Source organism: Streptomyces sp. NWU339, assembly GCF_003143855.1.
Classification (GTDB): Bacteria; Actinomycetota; Actinomycetes; order Streptomycetales; family Streptomycetaceae; genus Streptomyces.
Map to the genome: position 1 here is coordinate 113,674 of NZ_QFRK01000007.1, position 14,105 is coordinate 127,778.

18 protein-coding genes and 1 pseudogene are annotated in these 14,105 nt (G+C 70.4%); 13 read left to right on the forward strand and 6 right to left on the reverse strand.

Annotation, left to right across the window (positions count from 1 at the left end; genetic code table 11):
• The first annotated feature begins 52 nt into the window (after positions 1–52).
• The 7 genes from DIZ27_RS10980 to DIZ27_RS11015 all read left to right on the forward strand — a co-directional run bounded on the left by DIZ27_RS10980 (position 53) and on the right by DIZ27_RS11015 (position 5,912).
• Positions 53–550, forward strand: coding sequence for a hypothetical protein (locus DIZ27_RS10980; protein WP_181383478.1), 498 nt, complete (start codon positions 53–55; stop codon positions 548–550).
• A 674-nt stretch (positions 551–1,224) separates the two neighbouring features.
• Positions 1,225–2,223: an IS110 family transposase gene (locus DIZ27_RS10990; protein WP_109381976.1), complete on the forward strand. Its 999-nt coding sequence runs from the start codon at positions 1,225–1,227 to the stop codon at positions 2,221–2,223.
• Between the two features lie 801 nt (positions 2,224–3,024).
• Positions 3,025–3,486 (forward strand): SPW repeat protein, encoded by a 462-nt coding sequence (locus tag DIZ27_RS10995; protein WP_109378164.1) that lies wholly within the window; start codon positions 3,025–3,027, stop codon positions 3,484–3,486.
• 66 nt (positions 3,487–3,552) lie between these two features.
• Entirely contained in the window at positions 3,553–3,798 is a 246-nt protein-coding gene (locus tag DIZ27_RS11000) for a peptidase dimerization domain-containing protein (RefSeq protein WP_258308333.1), read from the forward strand.
• 179 nt (positions 3,799–3,977) lie between these two features.
• Positions 3,978–4,193 (forward strand): hypothetical protein, encoded by a 216-nt coding sequence (locus DIZ27_RS11005; RefSeq protein WP_109378166.1) that lies wholly within the window; start codon positions 3,978–3,980, stop codon positions 4,191–4,193.
• Positions 4,194–4,435: 242 nt separating this feature from the next.
• A complete protein-coding gene (locus DIZ27_RS11010) occupies positions 4,436–5,386 on the forward strand; it encodes a Rieske (2Fe-2S) protein (protein ID WP_109378167.1) in 951 nt (316 codons plus the stop codon).
• Positions 5,370–5,912, forward strand: coding sequence for a DUF1360 domain-containing protein (locus DIZ27_RS11015; protein WP_109378168.1), 543 nt, complete (start codon positions 5,370–5,372; stop codon positions 5,910–5,912). The genes DIZ27_RS11010 and DIZ27_RS11015 overlap by 17 nt, the downstream gene beginning before the upstream one ends.
• A gap of 78 nt (positions 5,913–5,990) precedes the next feature.
• On the opposite strand, the gene DIZ27_RS11020 is transcribed toward DIZ27_RS11015, so the two are convergent.
• The 5 genes from DIZ27_RS11020 to DIZ27_RS11045 form a co-directional block, all read right to left on the reverse strand.
• Positions 5,991–6,197, reverse strand: coding sequence for a DUF2243 domain-containing protein (locus DIZ27_RS11020; protein WP_375231953.1), 207 nt, complete (start codon positions 6,195–6,197; stop codon positions 5,991–5,993).
• 159 nt (positions 6,198–6,356) lie between these two features.
• Positions 6,357–6,995, reverse strand: coding sequence for a hypothetical protein (locus tag DIZ27_RS11030; RefSeq protein ID WP_109378170.1), 639 nt, complete (start codon positions 6,993–6,995; stop codon positions 6,357–6,359).
• Between the two features lie 61 nt (positions 6,996–7,056).
• Complete coding sequence (locus tag DIZ27_RS11035) at positions 7,057–7,791, reverse strand: YqjF family protein (RefSeq protein ID WP_109378171.1); 735 nt, start codon at positions 7,789–7,791, stop codon at positions 7,057–7,059.
• Between the two features lie 429 nt (positions 7,792–8,220).
• Positions 8,221–8,673 (reverse strand): DUF6098 family protein, encoded by a 453-nt coding sequence (locus DIZ27_RS11040; RefSeq protein ID WP_109378172.1) that lies wholly within the window; start codon positions 8,671–8,673, stop codon positions 8,221–8,223.
• A 22-nt stretch (positions 8,674–8,695) separates the two neighbouring features.
• Positions 8,696–8,923 carry a DUF5133 domain-containing protein gene (locus DIZ27_RS11045; RefSeq protein ID WP_109378173.1) on the reverse strand — a complete coding sequence of 76 codons (228 nt, stop codon included), beginning with the start codon at positions 8,921–8,923 and terminating at the stop codon, positions 8,696–8,698.
• Between the two features lie 148 nt (positions 8,924–9,071).
• Here DIZ27_RS11045 and DIZ27_RS11050 point away from each other — a divergent pair.
• From DIZ27_RS11050 to DIZ27_RS11075, 6 genes and pseudogenes are all read left to right on the forward strand, one after another.
• A pseudogene (locus tag DIZ27_RS11050) lies at positions 9,072–9,227 on the forward strand (IS6 family transposase); the annotation flags it as partial.
• 355 nt (positions 9,228–9,582) lie between these two features.
• The gene (locus DIZ27_RS11055) at positions 9,583–9,792 is read left to right on the forward strand and encodes a hypothetical protein (protein WP_109378174.1); all 210 of its coding nucleotides are present in this window, start codon (positions 9,583–9,585) and stop codon (positions 9,790–9,792) included.
• A 122-nt stretch (positions 9,793–9,914) separates the two neighbouring features.
• Entirely contained in the window at positions 9,915–10,109 is a 195-nt protein-coding gene (locus tag DIZ27_RS11060; protein WP_219933605.1) for a hypothetical protein, read from the forward strand.
• A 235-nt stretch (positions 10,110–10,344) separates the two neighbouring features.
• Entirely contained in the window at positions 10,345–11,148 is an 804-nt protein-coding gene (locus tag DIZ27_RS11065; RefSeq protein WP_109378175.1) for a HEAT repeat domain-containing protein, read from the forward strand.
• Complete coding sequence (locus DIZ27_RS11070) at positions 11,142–12,179, forward strand: HEAT repeat domain-containing protein (protein WP_109378176.1); 1,038 nt, start codon at positions 11,142–11,144, stop codon at positions 12,177–12,179. Before DIZ27_RS11065 ends, DIZ27_RS11070 begins: the two co-directional genes overlap by 7 nt.
• Before the next feature lie 346 nt (positions 12,180–12,525).
• Positions 12,526–13,284, forward strand: a complete 759-nt coding sequence (locus DIZ27_RS11075; protein ID WP_258308330.1) for an SDR family oxidoreductase — start codon at positions 12,526–12,528, stop codon at positions 13,282–13,284.
• 162 nt (positions 13,285–13,446) lie between these two features.
• Here the strand turns inward: DIZ27_RS11075 and DIZ27_RS11080 are convergent, their stop codons facing one another.
• Complete coding sequence (locus tag DIZ27_RS11080; protein ID WP_109378178.1) at positions 13,447–14,091, reverse strand: CoA transferase subunit B; 645 nt, start codon at positions 14,089–14,091, stop codon at positions 13,447–13,449.
• Between the last annotated feature and the right edge of the window lie 14 nt (positions 14,092–14,105).

Below are 14,105 nucleotides of genomic sequence, written 5' to 3' on the forward strand. Positions count from 1 at the left end.
GGAAGACGTGTCGAAAGGCGGGCGCGCCCCCACGAAGCCACGGGTGCCGTTCGTGTCCCTCATCGTGTCCGTCGTGGCGGTTCTGTGTGCTGGGGAACTCGGGGCGGCTTACTTTCTCGGGGGTGGCCTGTTCCTGGACGGAGCGGGGGCCGGCTGCGAGGAGAGCGGCAAGCGCATGGCGCAGGTCTCCTCGGCGTCCGTCGTCCCGCCGCCGCCCGTCGGCGCCACCCTTCTCGAGGGACATGAGGAGGCCGGCAGCGAGTGCATGGAGGACAGTGGTGCGCCGTGGCTCGCCGTCGACCGCTACTACCGGTTCACCGGTGACCGGGAAGCCGTCGTCATCCATTACCGGCAGGTGGCGGAGAAGAGCGGCTGGACTCCGAGCGGTCCGGAATCCGCTGACGCGAGTGCACCGGAGGCACCCTCCGATGTCTGCTTCGACAAGGATCTGGCGGACGCGCCGGCTCTTCTTCGGCTGCACTTCGAGTCGACGCGGACCTTCCTGATGAGCGTCGAGTCCTCCTTGGACGGAGAACCGATGGAATGCTGACGCGTCGTTGACGACAGTCCGGCCCCGTGACACGCACGCGCGGGACCGGGGCCGGACTGTTGCCCGCGCCGTGCGGAGAGGGCGTACCTCCCGGGAGCGGTCTCCGCGGGTTTGCTTCATCACTGTCGGCCCGGGCGATCGGTTGGTCGACCGGGTCATGTCCCGCGACGTGGTGTAGGTGACCACCCGGTCGTGCCGGGCAGGAGGGGGGTGCTGTCCGGAAAGAGGCTGTCCATGCTCTCGATGGACAGGTAGCGGCCGGGGGGAAGGCATTCCACGCGTCATGGAGTTCGACGAGGAAGGCGGTAGCGAGCCGGTCGACGGCACCGGTGTTCGGGAAGACCTGGACGCCGCACTGAACCGCTCCGGGGCTGATGGAGGTTCGGCCAGGCCCCGGCCCGTGCTCTGCTGCTGGGTCACCAGGGCGCGGCATGCCTCACCCGCGGCCAGGCCCGCCCGGGTCTTCACCTGCTGGTTCCACCGCACGTGGTCCGACCGGACGTACGTCGCCGATGGCCCCGGTGCTCGCGGCCCTTCGTACGGCCGCCGCGCGGGTTGGGCCCGATTAGGCATCCACGGCCTGACCTGACCCTATGAGGGCCGGGCCCCCTTCCCTGCTCAGCCCGGCGGTACCTACTGTCCGGGTATGTACGGGCTCGGGAAGGAGGCCCTCAATGTCTGTCTACGTCGGTATCGACGTGCACCGCAAGCGTTCGCAGATCGCCGTGGTCGAGGACGACGGTGCGGTGCAGGTCAACCGGAATGTGCCGAACGGGGTCAAGACGGTGCTGTCGGTGATCGGAGATCTGCCGATCGGTGCGCCGGTGGCCTTCGAGGCCGCCTACGGGTGGGGGTGGCTGGTGGAGCTGCTGGAGGACTACGGCTTTGAGCCGCACCTGGTGCATCCGCTGCGGTGCAAGGCGATCGCCTCGGCGCGGTTGAAGAACGACAAGGTGGACGCCGCGACCCTRGCTCAGCTGCTGCGGGCGGATCTGCTGCCGGAGGCATGGATCGCGCCGCTGGACGTACGGCAGCAACGCGCGTTGTTGCGGCACCGCTGCCRGCTGGTGCGGCTGCGGACCCGGCTGCGCAACCGCGTCCACGCCGTTCTGGCGGACCACGGCTGCGACCGGCCCGGCAGCTGCTTCACCGCCCCGGGGCGGGCCTGGCTGGGCGGCCTGGAACTGCCGGACGTTTCCCGTCGCGTGATCGACGATCTGCTGGGCCTGATGGACGTCCTCAAAGAGCCGATCGACGCCCTCGACCGGCAGCTGCTCGCGCAGGCGCGGGGCGACCCCCAGGTCAAGGCGCTCACCCGGCTGCCGGGGGTCGGCACGCTCACCGCCTTGATGATCGTGGCCGAGGTCGGGGACATCACCCGCTTCCCCTCCGCGCGCAAGCTCGCCGCCTGGGCCGGGCTGACGCCCACCGTCCGCGGATCCGATCGAACCGTGCGGCACGGCCACATCTCCAAGCAGGGCKCGCCCTGGCTGCGGTGGATCTTGTGCGAGGCCGCGCAGAGTGCGAAGCGGTCGCCGGAATTCGCCGCCGCCTACCAGAGCCTCGCCCACCGCCGCGGCAAGAAGATCGCCACAACGGCGGTGGCTCGCCGACTGCTCACGCGTGCCTATCACCTACTGCGCGCCGTGCAGGATCAACAGGGGGTGCGATGACAGCAGCCGATGACAACCGCCAGGGGCGGTCGCAGACCCCGGGTGAGCTCGCAAAGCTGCATGAGACGGCCCGATGGCCGCGCTCGATGACCTGACTGAGCAGCCCGGATCCCCGCACCATGGTCATGGCGCCGGCCTGTGCGGCCGGATGCCGAATGGGTGTTTGTGAGACCACTCCGCCGACCAGCACGGACTCCGGGGATCGCAACGACCGTATCCGCGAACATCCGTGACGCTTCCTCGGCCCCCATTGTCGGCCGCCGCTCGTCGGCCTCCAGCTCGTTCGTCCTCGCCCCGCTCGTTCCTCGCGGGGCTCCGGGCGCTCCAACTGGACCCCTCCCACGCGGCGGCCCCGCAGACAGACACGAGGAAGAGCCACGAGGAAAACGCCCCGGCATCCCACCGAAAGCCGCAGGCGGGGACCGTCTGCGCCCCTTGACAGGCCCGGCCCTCATGGGTGCAGATTTACCTGGAGAGAGGTCCATCGGGGTGGCACCTCCACCCGTTTTCACGCAGCCGTCAGGTGGACTGAGCCCGGGGCTTCGGTCTTCACGCACTGGCTGACCAGTCGCGTCGCCCGTCCGGTACCGGCGGGGTGCGGGGCCCTGAGCAGGAAGAGAAACTCGCCCTTTTCGTCATTAAAATCCTCAAAGTCGCGTGTAAATGCTCCGTAAGTAGCTACCCGGCCCAGGCAGGGCCCGTGAAGTCCATGGGCCGATGGTGAGGAGCAAACAACTCGCTACCCGCAGGCAGAGAGAACAGGAGGCAAGAGTCATGTCCACTTCCGCTTCCCGGCCATCCATGAAGATGCACCCGGACATCATCGAGATGCGTGAGCGCCATGAGATGGCCGAGCGTGCGACCAGCACGCCACAGGGGCAGGCCGTGGGGACACTGGCCTTCCTCACCGGTATCTACCTGGCGGCTTCCCCGTGGATCACGGGCTTCAACGGCCTGTCGACGCTCGCCGTCAACAATCTTCTCGTCGGTCTCGCTTACGCACTGCTCATGAGCGGCGGGTTCGGCCGAGCCTACGAACGCACCCACGGTATGGCGTGGGGTGCGTGTGCCCTGGGTCTTTGGACGATCATCGCACCGTGGGTGGTGGCGGGTAACGTCAGCACCACGAAGACCATCGTCAACAACGTCATCACAGGAGCGATAGCCGCTCTGCTGGCCCTGGCTGCCAGCGCAGCCACCCGTGCAGCCGAGTCCGGCAAAGCCCGAGCGGGCATGAGGGCACCGTACACACAGCGCAGCTGAAACCCGCCCCACCGGATCGGCCGATCGGGGAGCCAGGGCGAGAGCGGCTGCAGCGTCCTGGAACGCATCTGGACCCGGCCCGCCGCCGAAGCCGTCACTCTCCTCGGCGGCGACCCCGACGATCCGGCCCGCGGCGTCGTCCCGGCGGTAGCCTCCGCCGGCCTCACCTTCCGCCTGGCACCCGGCCGGCGTGCCGAGAACGTCATGGAACAGCTGCGGAAGTGGGTGGCGGAGACGATACGGGACGGCTTCGCGTACGAGCTGAACACCTCGAACACCAACCAGGACGCCTACGCCACTCCGGCTGGCTGATCGCTCACGCGTTTCTCCCCTGTCGACGGGTCCGGCGTTCGACGAAATCCGTTCAGCGTGCCTGGGACGGGTGGTTACCGCTTACGGCGTGAGCGGGTCGGGGCGCTCAATGCCGCTTCCACTGCTTTCACTGCGCCGAGACGATCGAGGGGGCGGCGGCGAGCATCCCGACCAGGCCGGTGATCACCTTCTTCGTGGCGGAAGGAATCTTCCGAGTCCCTGATGTCCTGCCGCATCAGCGCGAAGGCCCTCTGCACCTTGTCCTCCCGTCCGGGATCGCCGACAGGAGAACGGTCGGTGTCCGCGACGAGGTAGTTGATCTGCTGATGTTCTTCCTCCACCCGGGCCGTCAGTTCCTCCAGGCCGAGGAAGTACTGGCCATAACAGCCGGCTGAGCCTCTGCGTCAGGGACGCGATGGCTCGCCCCGCGCGGGGTCGTCGGGGGTGGGCATCGAGCAGCTTCTCGACCAACGACACGGTGTCCGCCGTACATCACGAGTGAGGGTCGGAACCATCCGGTGAGGTCCGGTTCGTTCCTGCGTTGCACTGAGTCCGGGGCCCGCCGCCCCCGCCGCTTCGTTTGCCGTCCGCACAGGCGGGGATCCGGCCGACCATGAGCACTACGCCACGCCGCCGGATGCGGCAGAACCGAGTGCTGTCGCTGCTGGACCGCCTGGAACGGGCGTCCCGGGCGGACCCGGCGATCGACGCTCTTCGGTCGGCGGTCCGCTCCCTGCCGCTGGGGCGCGGACGGGACGTGCTGCACGGCAGATGGCTGGGGCACCCGCTCCATCCGCTGATGGTGCAGGTGCCGGTCGGGAGCTGGCTGTCCGCGGCGGTGCTGGACACCGTGCCCGGCCGCTCCCGCGAGGCGGCACTGCTCGTCGGGGTCGGCCTGGCCGCGGCCGCGCCCGCCGCGCTGGCGGGCGCCGTCGACTGGGCGGAGCTGCACCGCGAGCAGGCGCGGGTGGGGCTGGTGCACGCCGTGGCGAACGGGGCGGCCGTGGGCCTGTACGCGACCTCGCTCGCCTGCCGGCTCAGGGGGGGGCGCACGGGGGCCGGCCGGGTGTACGGCTTGCTGGGGCTGACGGCGGTGGGGCTCGGCGGCATGCTGGGCGGCCACCTGGCCTACCGGCAGGCGTCCGGGGCCAACCATGCGGAAGAGGTGGCGCACGTGGTCCGGGAGGGCTGGCACCGGGTCGGTGCGGTGGCCGGGTTCCCGGCCGGGCAGCCCGTGCGGCGCGTCGTGGACGATGTGCCGGTCCTGGTGGTCCGGGAGTCCGGCGGGGCGATCCACGCACTGGCCGAGCGGTGCAGCCATCTCGCCGGTCCGCTGTCCGAGGGCACGGTCGCCGACGGATGTGTCCGGTGCCCGTGGCACGGCAGTGTCTTCCGGCTCTCGGATGGCTGGAACGTCCGCGGTCCGGCCACCGCGCCGCAGCCCGCCTTCGACACCCGGGTCCTCGACGGGCACGTCGAGGTGCGTCTGCGCCGAGCCGACCGGGGCGAGCGAGTGCCGAACGGCCGGGAAGCGGAGCGGCAACGGGCCGGAACAGGAACGGGTGCAGCTCATGGACACAGCAGCTGAAAGCCGCTTCGCAGGACGCCTGCACCGGCTTCTCCAGCGCACCGGACGAAGCTACTCAGCAGGGAACGACCAGCCGCTGGGCGGCTACCTCGTGGCCATGACGGGCTTCGCGGCGTACACGGCGGCCTGGGCCACGGCGGTACGGCTGCGCGGCCGCCCGCTGCCCGACCGGCCCGAGCCGTGGGACGTGGTCCTGACCTCGGTCGCCACTTTTCGGCTCAGTCGGCTGCTGAGCAAGGCATCGGTGACCAGTCCGCTGCGGGCCCCCTTCACACGGTACGTCGGTCCACAGGGCCCGGGCGAACTGCACGAGGAGGCGCAGCCCGAGGACGGCAAGCGCACTGCCGGAGAGCTGGCGACCTGTCCTTTCTGCATGAGCGTCTGGATCACCTCGACCCTGACCGCCGGTCAGTTGCTCTGGCCGCGCGCGACCCGCACCGCCATGGGCGCGCTCGCCGCTGTGGCCGGGGCGGACACGCTGCAACTGGCATACGGCGCGCTGGTCGAGAAGACAACCGGTGAGTGACCCGGCTGCGGAGGGAACGGTGCGGGGCGGCCCGAAGTTCTCGTCCAGCAGCTGCGCCGGGACAGGGGTGCGGGAGCGTCAGCGTGCCGATCCCGCCCGATTGCGGCGGGCCGCGCGCGCGGCCGGACCCACACCGATGAGCAGCAGGACGAGACCGGCGATGTTCCACGCCCAGTCGTACGGGGTGACATCCACGCCGCAGCGGATCTGGTGCAGGCGCAGCAGCTTGTGGTCCACGATGCCGTCGAACAGCTGGAAGATCCCCAGGTTCAGGAAGAAACCCACCCACACGTGCGCAGGCGCAGCAGCGGCCACAGTCCGCCCACGACGTTGAGGACGCCGTGCGCGACCGCAACCGTGCCGGCGGACTCTCGCACTCTGGTCCTGCCCAGGGGAGGAGTCTCCCTTCGTGAGGATCGGCCGGGTCCTCCGTGCCGGGTGCCCTTACTGCGGGACAAGCGCCACCGTCGTCGTGACCCGGGTGACGGCGGGGTTCCTCGGCGCCGAACCGAACCCGAAGTGCACAGGCGGCTGGACGAGCGCCATCCCTCCCAGGGCCGTCCCCTCGAAGGCCGCCGACACCGCACGGATCGGCAGCAGGTCCCGGGCGCCGTACCACTCGCGGCGGCCCCCACCGGCGCTGCCGCGGGTGCGCACTCCCGGCAGCAGCAGGCGGGCGGGGCGGTCCGTCAGCGCGCTCCATGCCGGATGCCGGGCGAGCGCGCCGGGAACGGCACGCAGCACAAGGCCCAGAAGCCGGCGCCGGCCGGTGGTGAAGCGCAGGTCGAGCGGCCCCGCGGTGACGGTCCAGGTGGCATCCGTGACGCTCACGGCGACCGGGACGACACGCACCGTGTCGAAGACGTAGGTGCCGCTGATGAAGTCCGCTGCCTCCCGCGTGGGGGCCAGGAGCAGCCTCTCCCCGTCGGCCCGTTCCAGCATCACGTCGCTGAACGCTCCGAAGGGCGACCGGTGCCAGTGTCCGAGCACGATCCGCGTACCGGAGGAGGTGCCCATGCCCGCGATCCAGCCCTCGAAGCGCACCCTCGGGCGTCGCGTGATTCCGCCGAGAACCCGGCTCATCCGCCCGTGCCCACCCGGGCGGGCCTGCGGCGCCCCGGCCCGGCAAGGGTCTGCCGGGAGGTCAGGAAGGCCGGCGGGCACGCCCTGGGGCGCAGGGCCTGGGGAGCCCGAGTCGTACATGCCTGACGCCTTCCGAGAAGTGCACCACGGGCTCGCCGAGCGGAGCCTCCCCAAGGTCCGCCGCAGTGGTCAGTGTCTCCTCCAGCACGTCGACGGCGGCCCCGGCCAGCGGCCACGGCTCGTGCTCGACGGGCGTCTCCCAGAGCATGCCGAGCCGACGGGTGTACGCCCGCCAGCGCGAGGTCAGCCACACGTCCCGCTCCGTCGGCTCGACCGGTTCGCCGCGGCGGACGAGAACGCGGTAGGAGGCGTCCCTGTTCCCTCTCGTACCGGAGTACGCGACGGCGTCCCCGTCCGTGGAGACGCTGAGGCTGCCCGGGTTGTACGGCGCGCCGATGGCGCGGGCCACCAGCATCAGGGGGAAGGCCACCTCGATGGACAGGAACCAGAGCCCGTCCCGTCCGTCACGGTGGCGGACGTAGGTCCGCAGGTTGGTCTCCGCGAACGTCGGGAGGCCGATCAGCGCGGCCGGGACGCCGGGCAGGCGTACGTCCGCCATGACGAAGGGCGTGAGTCCCACCCATGCGGCGCCGTCATACTCGTCCACGACCAGTTCCTCGGGCAGCAGCGCCTGTACCGCCTCCGGCCGGAAGGGCCAGTGGACGAACGTCTGCGTCAGCCAGCCGGCCCGCAATGCGGGCAGACGCACCCGCTGCTCCGCTCCATATGCCACCACGGGCGGCGAGTCCCCACGCGCGATCGAAGAAAACGCGGCATGGACCTGAGGGTGCCGCCCGGCCGCGGCAGCGGTCTGTTCCTCCATGCGCGCATTCGGGCCACCGCTCGTGCCCCCAGGTCGCAGGATTTCCTCTGGTGGGTCAGCCGAGAGGACAGCCGGCTCGGCATATGCATGTCCGAAATTCACCCCCGGCTTCTTCCGTGATTCTCGACATCAGCCGTATCACCGGTCTCAGGACGTCCCGCGCCGTGCCCCCGTGGGCGGAGTTCCTCAACTGGATCGGCGAGTTCCGAAAGGCTCCCTCTCCTTCGAACCGCCATGGCCCGGATGGCCGGCTTCCTGGTCACTGCAAGGACCGTTTGACGGGACCCGGACCGGTCGTCGTCGGTGTCACGTCCGCCGACGACGGGCGGGCGGTGCTACCTGTCACGTCGTTCCGTTGCGGTCGAGGGGGCCCCAGCGCCCAGGCTGGTCGGTGACGACGTGGCGGGCCTCGTCGATAACGCGGTCGGCGATCCAGCCGAGCGGTTCGACATCTGTCACCAGGGGTTCGTTGTCCGGCCCCCGGGCAGCCTCGGAGCCGTGCAGGACCCAGGGCCGGGTGCGGCGGTCCTTCACGCGGGGAAGGTGGCAGTAGTCGTACAGCCGCCGCGCGACCCAGATGCGCACGGGGCGATCTCTCCACCAGGCCTCGACGTCCAGAGGGCTGGCCGACAAGCCCGGCAGTTTCACTCCGGTCAGGTCGTCCGTGCTGGTCACATCGGGCAGGTCGCGTTCCGGGCCCCGGGACCAGCGCACGTACAGTCCGCGGCGGCTGGTGACCAGCCGGGTCAGTTCCTCAAGGCTGGTGAGAGTCGGCAGGTCCGCCGTGGTGCTCATGGTGGGTCGATGCGAGCAGCGGTCAGGTCGTGAGGAGGGAGTCGTCCTCGGTGCGGGCGCCGGGAAGCTGATGACGGGCGGCGACGAGGGCGGCGTCGATGTCGCGGGTGCCGGTCGACACGCACAGCGTGTAGGCGACGTCGTCCATGCGCCGGCGCGCCTCCGGGCTGCCGTCCTCGGCGTGCAGGATGCGCAGCGCGTCGTGCTGCTCGATCAGGTTCCGCAGCACCGCGGGGTGTGCCATGAGCATCGGGAGCCTCCCTTTTCGCCGCCATTCACATGGGTGGTACACCGCCCCGCGTGCCCCGGACCCGGGCCGCCATGCCGACGGGCGTTGTCACGTTGGCTGACCGGCCTGGGATGATCTTGGAGTTGGTCGTGCCGGGGAGGGTTCGTTCGTGTCGTCCGCGTCGCTGTCGTACAAGGACCACCGGTACCCGGCGGAGGTGATCGCACACGCGGTACGGCTGTACTTCCGCTTCCCGCTGTCGTTCCGGGAGGTCGAGGAGTTGCTGCTCGAGCGCGGTGTGCTCGTCTCCCACGAGACCAGCAGAGACGTACTCGCTCGGGGTTCTCTGGACGACCGGTGTCGGGGGCGGTCGCGAGTTCTCCGGCGATCTGGACCGGGAGAGTTCCGGCGCCTCCTGTTTGGGCTCCGCGTGTACGACAGGTCGGCTCGGCGTCGAAGGTTGGACCTGTTCGGGGATCTTCGGGCTGCTGTGAGATCGCGCGGGGCATATGGGCGCTAGCCTGAGGTTCACAGCAACGTCCAAGTCGTGTGGGAGGAAGCTTCCGCGGGTGGTGGCGCGTCCTTGGCCTGGCGGGTTTGCAGACGGCCTGCTGCGCGTGACTTCACCCGGCCGCCTCCGTGAGTGGGGCAGGCCCTCCACCATCAAGGAGCAGCAGACGATGGAACACCACATCGTGGCCGAGATGACTGAACCCGGGGGTGATGCCCTCAAGGAGTGGCACATGGTCCGCAGCGGCCAGGACGTCGCCATGTGTGGCCGGGAAGTCGACCCGTCGGCGAAGGAGATGCCCTCCGACGCATGGGGTACCGACGCCGCCAGGCCGTTCTGCCACACCTGCGGTGCGCTGTTCCTGCGCGAGGCTCCCTGAAGGGGCCGTGCAGGCCACCGCCGTGCTTACGGAGCTGCTCAGCCGCAGTCCTGTACCGACTCCCCGCCTTGTCGAGGTGGGGCGCTTCGCTTCCTCGCCGCCGGTTCAGGTCAGCGTCTCCCGTGCTCTTCACCGACCACGCCCACCCGGCCTGGCGGGCCAACGCCCTCGGGACCTACCGGTTCTGGCGGGTCGCCGGCGTCCTGGCCGACGCCCTCGGCCTCAACGCCACCCTCGTCGCGGCCGCCGTCCTCACCGCCGCCTCCGGGCTGCTCGCCGCCCGCTGGATCACCGAGCACCGGCCCGGTACCCGCTGAACGACCCGCCTGCCCCGACTGACGCTCCAGACCCAGAATTCCACCGCGCAGAGGTCAGAAACCCCAACTGACCTGCGGTTTCTTCGGCAGCGTGGAATCGCACACGTTCCCGAGGGCGCACCACGTGGAGTGCGTGGCGATTCTGGAGCCGGCCGCCAAAGGGGCCTGACCTGCGAGTTCTTCTGGATTGCCGGTCACGGACTTGACCTTGACACGGTGACAAGGTGTCCCCTGGGTGCAGGAGGTGGTTTCGATCAACCCCACCAACGGAACCCCGCAGAACGTCCGTGTGGCCGACGCCCTGAGCGCCGAGAACCCGTCGGTCCGGCTGCAGGCGGCCCTGGCGGCCGGCTCGAACCCCGACCCCGGCTTCCTGGAAACGCTCGTCGAGCGGTGCGCGGTCGAGCCGGACTTCTTCGTGCGGGACATGCTGTCCTGGGCGCTGACCCGCCTCCCGCCGGAGATCACCCTGCCCCGGATCCGCCGGGAACTCGCCTCCGAGCGGACTCAGGCCCGCAGCCAGGCGTTGCACACGCTCTCCAAGACCGGTGACAGGAGCGCGTGGGCCTGGATCACGCGCGACCTGCTGCGCGACCCCGACGAGGAGGTCGCGCGGACCGCGTGGCGGGTCGCGGTCGTCCTCGTGCCCGAGGGCGAGAAGGGGGACCTGGTCGACGAATTGGTCATGCAGCTCGGCCGCGGTGACCGCGATGTGCGGCTGAGCCTGAGCCGGGCCCTCGTCGAGCTCGGCGACGTGACCGAGCCCGCCCTGGAGAAGGCCGTGGCGAGCCCTGATCCGGCGGTGGCCACGCACGCCCGTGCCACCGAGCTGCTCCGGCAGAGCCCGGAGACCGGTTTCGACGCGGCCGTCGAGGAGGCGAAGCGAGTCGTCGCACTCGGCCCGGAACGAGCCGCTGCCGCCGCCGCGGCTGCGCCGGGAGTCGCGGGGACTGCGGAGACCGCCGAGCCTGCGGAGACGACCAGGTCGGTGGAGGGTGCCAAGGTCGCGAAGGTCGCCGCGGAGACCGCGGAGTGCTGATCGGTGAGGTGGCCCGCCGCTCGGGGGTGAGCACCCGGATGCTCCGGCACTACGACGCCCTCGGGCTGGTGCGGCCGACCGGTCGCACCGTCGGCGGCTACCGCGAGTACTCCGCCGAGGACGTCCGCAGGATCTTCCACGTGGAGAGCCTGCGGTCCCTCGGGCTCTCGCTCAAGCAGATCGGGCGCGCGCTGGAGGACCCGGCCTTCACACCGTCCGCCCTGGTCGGCGACCTCATCCGGTGGACGGAAGACCGTCTGGAGCGGGAACGGGAGCTGCTCGAGCGGCTCCGCGCCGTCGACGCGTCGGCGCCCACCGGCTGGCAGGACGTCCTGCGCATCGTCGAACTCATGCAGGGGCTCAACTCGACCAGCGCCGCGCGCAGGCAGCAGGCCGTCCTGGCCCGGCCTGGGAGTGCGTCGGCCCCCGCCGAGCTGCTGGTCGGGGCGGTCCTGGCCGAATCCGACCCCAACGTCGCCGGCGCCCTGCGCTGGGCGCTCGCCCGGTCGGGCGGCGACGGCGTGGCGGCACTGGCTGACGGCGTGCGCTCGCAGGACGTCGACATCCGGCGGCGCGCGGTGTCGGCGATCGCCGAGATGGCCGAGGCCCCGGGGGCGGCCGCGGTGCTCGCGGACGCCCTCGGGGACCCGGACACGGCGGTGCGCAGGCACGCCGCTCTGGCTCTGGGCAGGCGCGGGGTGACCGCGACCGTGCCGACACTCGTCGGCATGGTGGTCGAGGGTTCCCACGACGTCGAAGCGGCGGAGGTCCTGGGAACACTGTCCCGGGACCCCGGGTGCGCGGACCGGATCATGACCGCACTGGTCGATGAACTCGCCGCGCCCACCGCGGACTCCGCGACACGGATACGTCTGGCCCAGGCGCTGGTCGAACTGTCGGGGACCACCGTGCGGGAGGTCCTGCGCCAACTGGCCCGCGACGACGACCCCGCCGTCGCCCTCGTCGCCTCGGCCTTCGTCACGGTTCTCGCGGAGCGGTCCCCCGAAGACCGAGGAGACGAGGATTCCTGAAGACGCGCGACCGAGGCGCTGCGGCACCCTGTCCCGACGGTGTGCAACCGCGGGATCGGAGACGGCGACGACTCTTGGCGACCCACCCTCGTTTCCCGAGCGCATCACCGGTAGCCGCTTCATAAGCCAGTCGACCGGTTTTTATTGACAAGTCGTTCGACCGGTTTCCAAACTGCGGCACAGGCGGGAGAACCACGCCCCACCTGTCGAGTGCCGCACGGACGGGGGGACGGCCTCCAGCGCGTCAGAATCACGACGCTCCGGGGTACACCTCACGTCACGGGCGCGTGCTACTACTTGCCCAGGCTGAGATCCAGAGCAGCCCCAAAGAGGAAGACACACAGGCGTGTTAGCAGGCAAGACGGCACTGGTGACGGGTGCGAGCAGGGGGATGGGGCGGGGCATCGCGCAGAGACTGGCGCAGGACGGCGCCCTGGTGGCGGTGCACTTCCGCGAGGACGAGAGCGCGGCCGAGAAAACCCTCGAGGCGATCCGGAACAGCGGCGGACGCGCTTTCGCGGTACAGGCGGACCTCGGCGAGCCGGGGGGAGTGGAGAGTCTGTACGCCCGGTTCGACGCCGGAGTGACACGGTACGGCACGAGTCCGGGTCTGGACGTACTCGTCAACAACGCCGGAGTCAGCGGGTCCGCCCGTATCGGCGAGGTGACGCCCGAACTCTTCGACCGGATCTTCGCGGTGAACACCAAATCCCTGGTGTTCATGGCGCAGCAGGCCCTGAAACGCATGCCGGACGGGGGCCGCATCATCAACATCTCGTCAGCGGTGACCCGCGTCGCCTATCCGGAGTCCCTCGTCTACTCCATGAGCAAGGGGGCGGTCGACACCTTCACCCTGGCGCTGGCCAAGGAAGTCGGGGCGCGCGCCATCACGGTGAACTGTGTCCGGCCCGGATTCGTCGAGACGGACATGAACGCGGGGAAGCGGCGTACGAGGGAAGCTGCGGCGGACCTGGCGTCCTTGTCCGTCTTCGGACGGCTGGGACAGCCTTCCGATGTGGCCGACATCGTCGCCTTCCTGGCGTCCGAGTCGTCGCGGTGGATCACCGGCCAGTGCATCGACGCCTCGGGCGGATCCCGGCTGTGAGGATTCCTGACGCTCGTGTCGAAGGCGGTGGCAGTGCCGGACGTGGCCCCGGTGAGCCGGCCGCCCGTGGAGGCCGCCCGGCTGCCGCCCTGCACCGGGCCCCCGCGGCATTCACCCGCCTGGCCGCCCCGGATGCGGACGGGACGGCCAGGCGATGCTCAGTCAGTCGGGTACGGCGGCCCCGAGTACCGCGGGTTCGGTCTTGGCCCTGACCTCCTCGACGGTGACGTCCGGGGCCAGTTCGACCAGGCGCAGGCCGTCGGGGGTGACGTCCAGGACGCACAGGTCGGTGATGATCCGCTGGACGACCCCCTTGCCGGTGTAGGGCAGGGAGCACTCCTCGACGATCTTGAAGCTGCCGTCCCGGGCCACGTGTTCCATGAGGACCACGACCTTCTTGGCGCCGTGCACCAGGTCCATGGCCCCGCCCATGCCCTTGACCATCTTGCCGGGGATCATCCAGTTGGCGATGTCGCCGGTGGCGGAGACCTGCATCGCGCCGAGGACGGCCGCGTCGATCTTGCCACCGCGGATCATCCCGAAGGACAGGGCGGAGTCGAAGAAGCTCGCGCCGCGGCGCACGGTCACGGTCTCCTTGCCGGCGTTGACGAGGTCGGGGTCGACCTCGTCCTCGGTCGGGTAGGGGCCCGTGCCGAGGATGCCGTTCTCCGACTGCAGCACCAACTCGACGTCATCCGGCACATGGTTCGGGATGAGGGTCGGGAGGCCGATGCCGAGGTTGACGTAGTCGCCGTCCTCGAGTTCCCGGGCCGCGCGTGCGGCCATCTGCTCACGCGTCCAGCTCATGCGCGTGCCCCTTC

Coding starts and splice junctions, on each gene's coding strand:
- DIZ27_RS10995 (WP_109378164.1), top strand. CDS start 3,025: ATGAAGATGCACCCGGACATCATCGAGATGCGTGAGCGCCATGAGATG.
- DIZ27_RS11010 (WP_109378167.1), top strand. CDS start 4,436: ATGCGGCAGAACCGAGTGCTGTCGCTGCTGGACCGCCTGGAACGGGCG.
- DIZ27_RS11015 (WP_109378168.1), top strand. CDS start 5,370: ATGGACACAGCAGCTGAAAGCCGCTTCGCAGGACGCCTGCACCGGCTT.
- DIZ27_RS11030 (WP_109378170.1), bottom strand. CDS start 6,995: ATGAGCCGGGTTCTCGGCGGAATCACGCGACGCCCGAGGGTGCGCTTC.
- DIZ27_RS11040 (WP_109378172.1), bottom strand. CDS start 8,673: ATGAGCACCACGGCGGACCTGCCGACTCTCACCAGCCTTGAGGAACTG.
- DIZ27_RS11045 (WP_109378173.1), bottom strand. CDS start 8,923: ATGCTCATGGCACACCCCGCGGTGCTGCGGAACCTGATCGAGCAGCAC.
- DIZ27_RS11055 (WP_109378174.1), top strand. CDS start 9,583: ATGGAACACCACATCGTGGCCGAGATGACTGAACCCGGGGGTGATGCC.
- DIZ27_RS11080 (WP_109378178.1), bottom strand. CDS start 14,091: ATGAGCTGGACGCGTGAGCAGATGGCCGCACGCGCGGCCCGGGAACTC.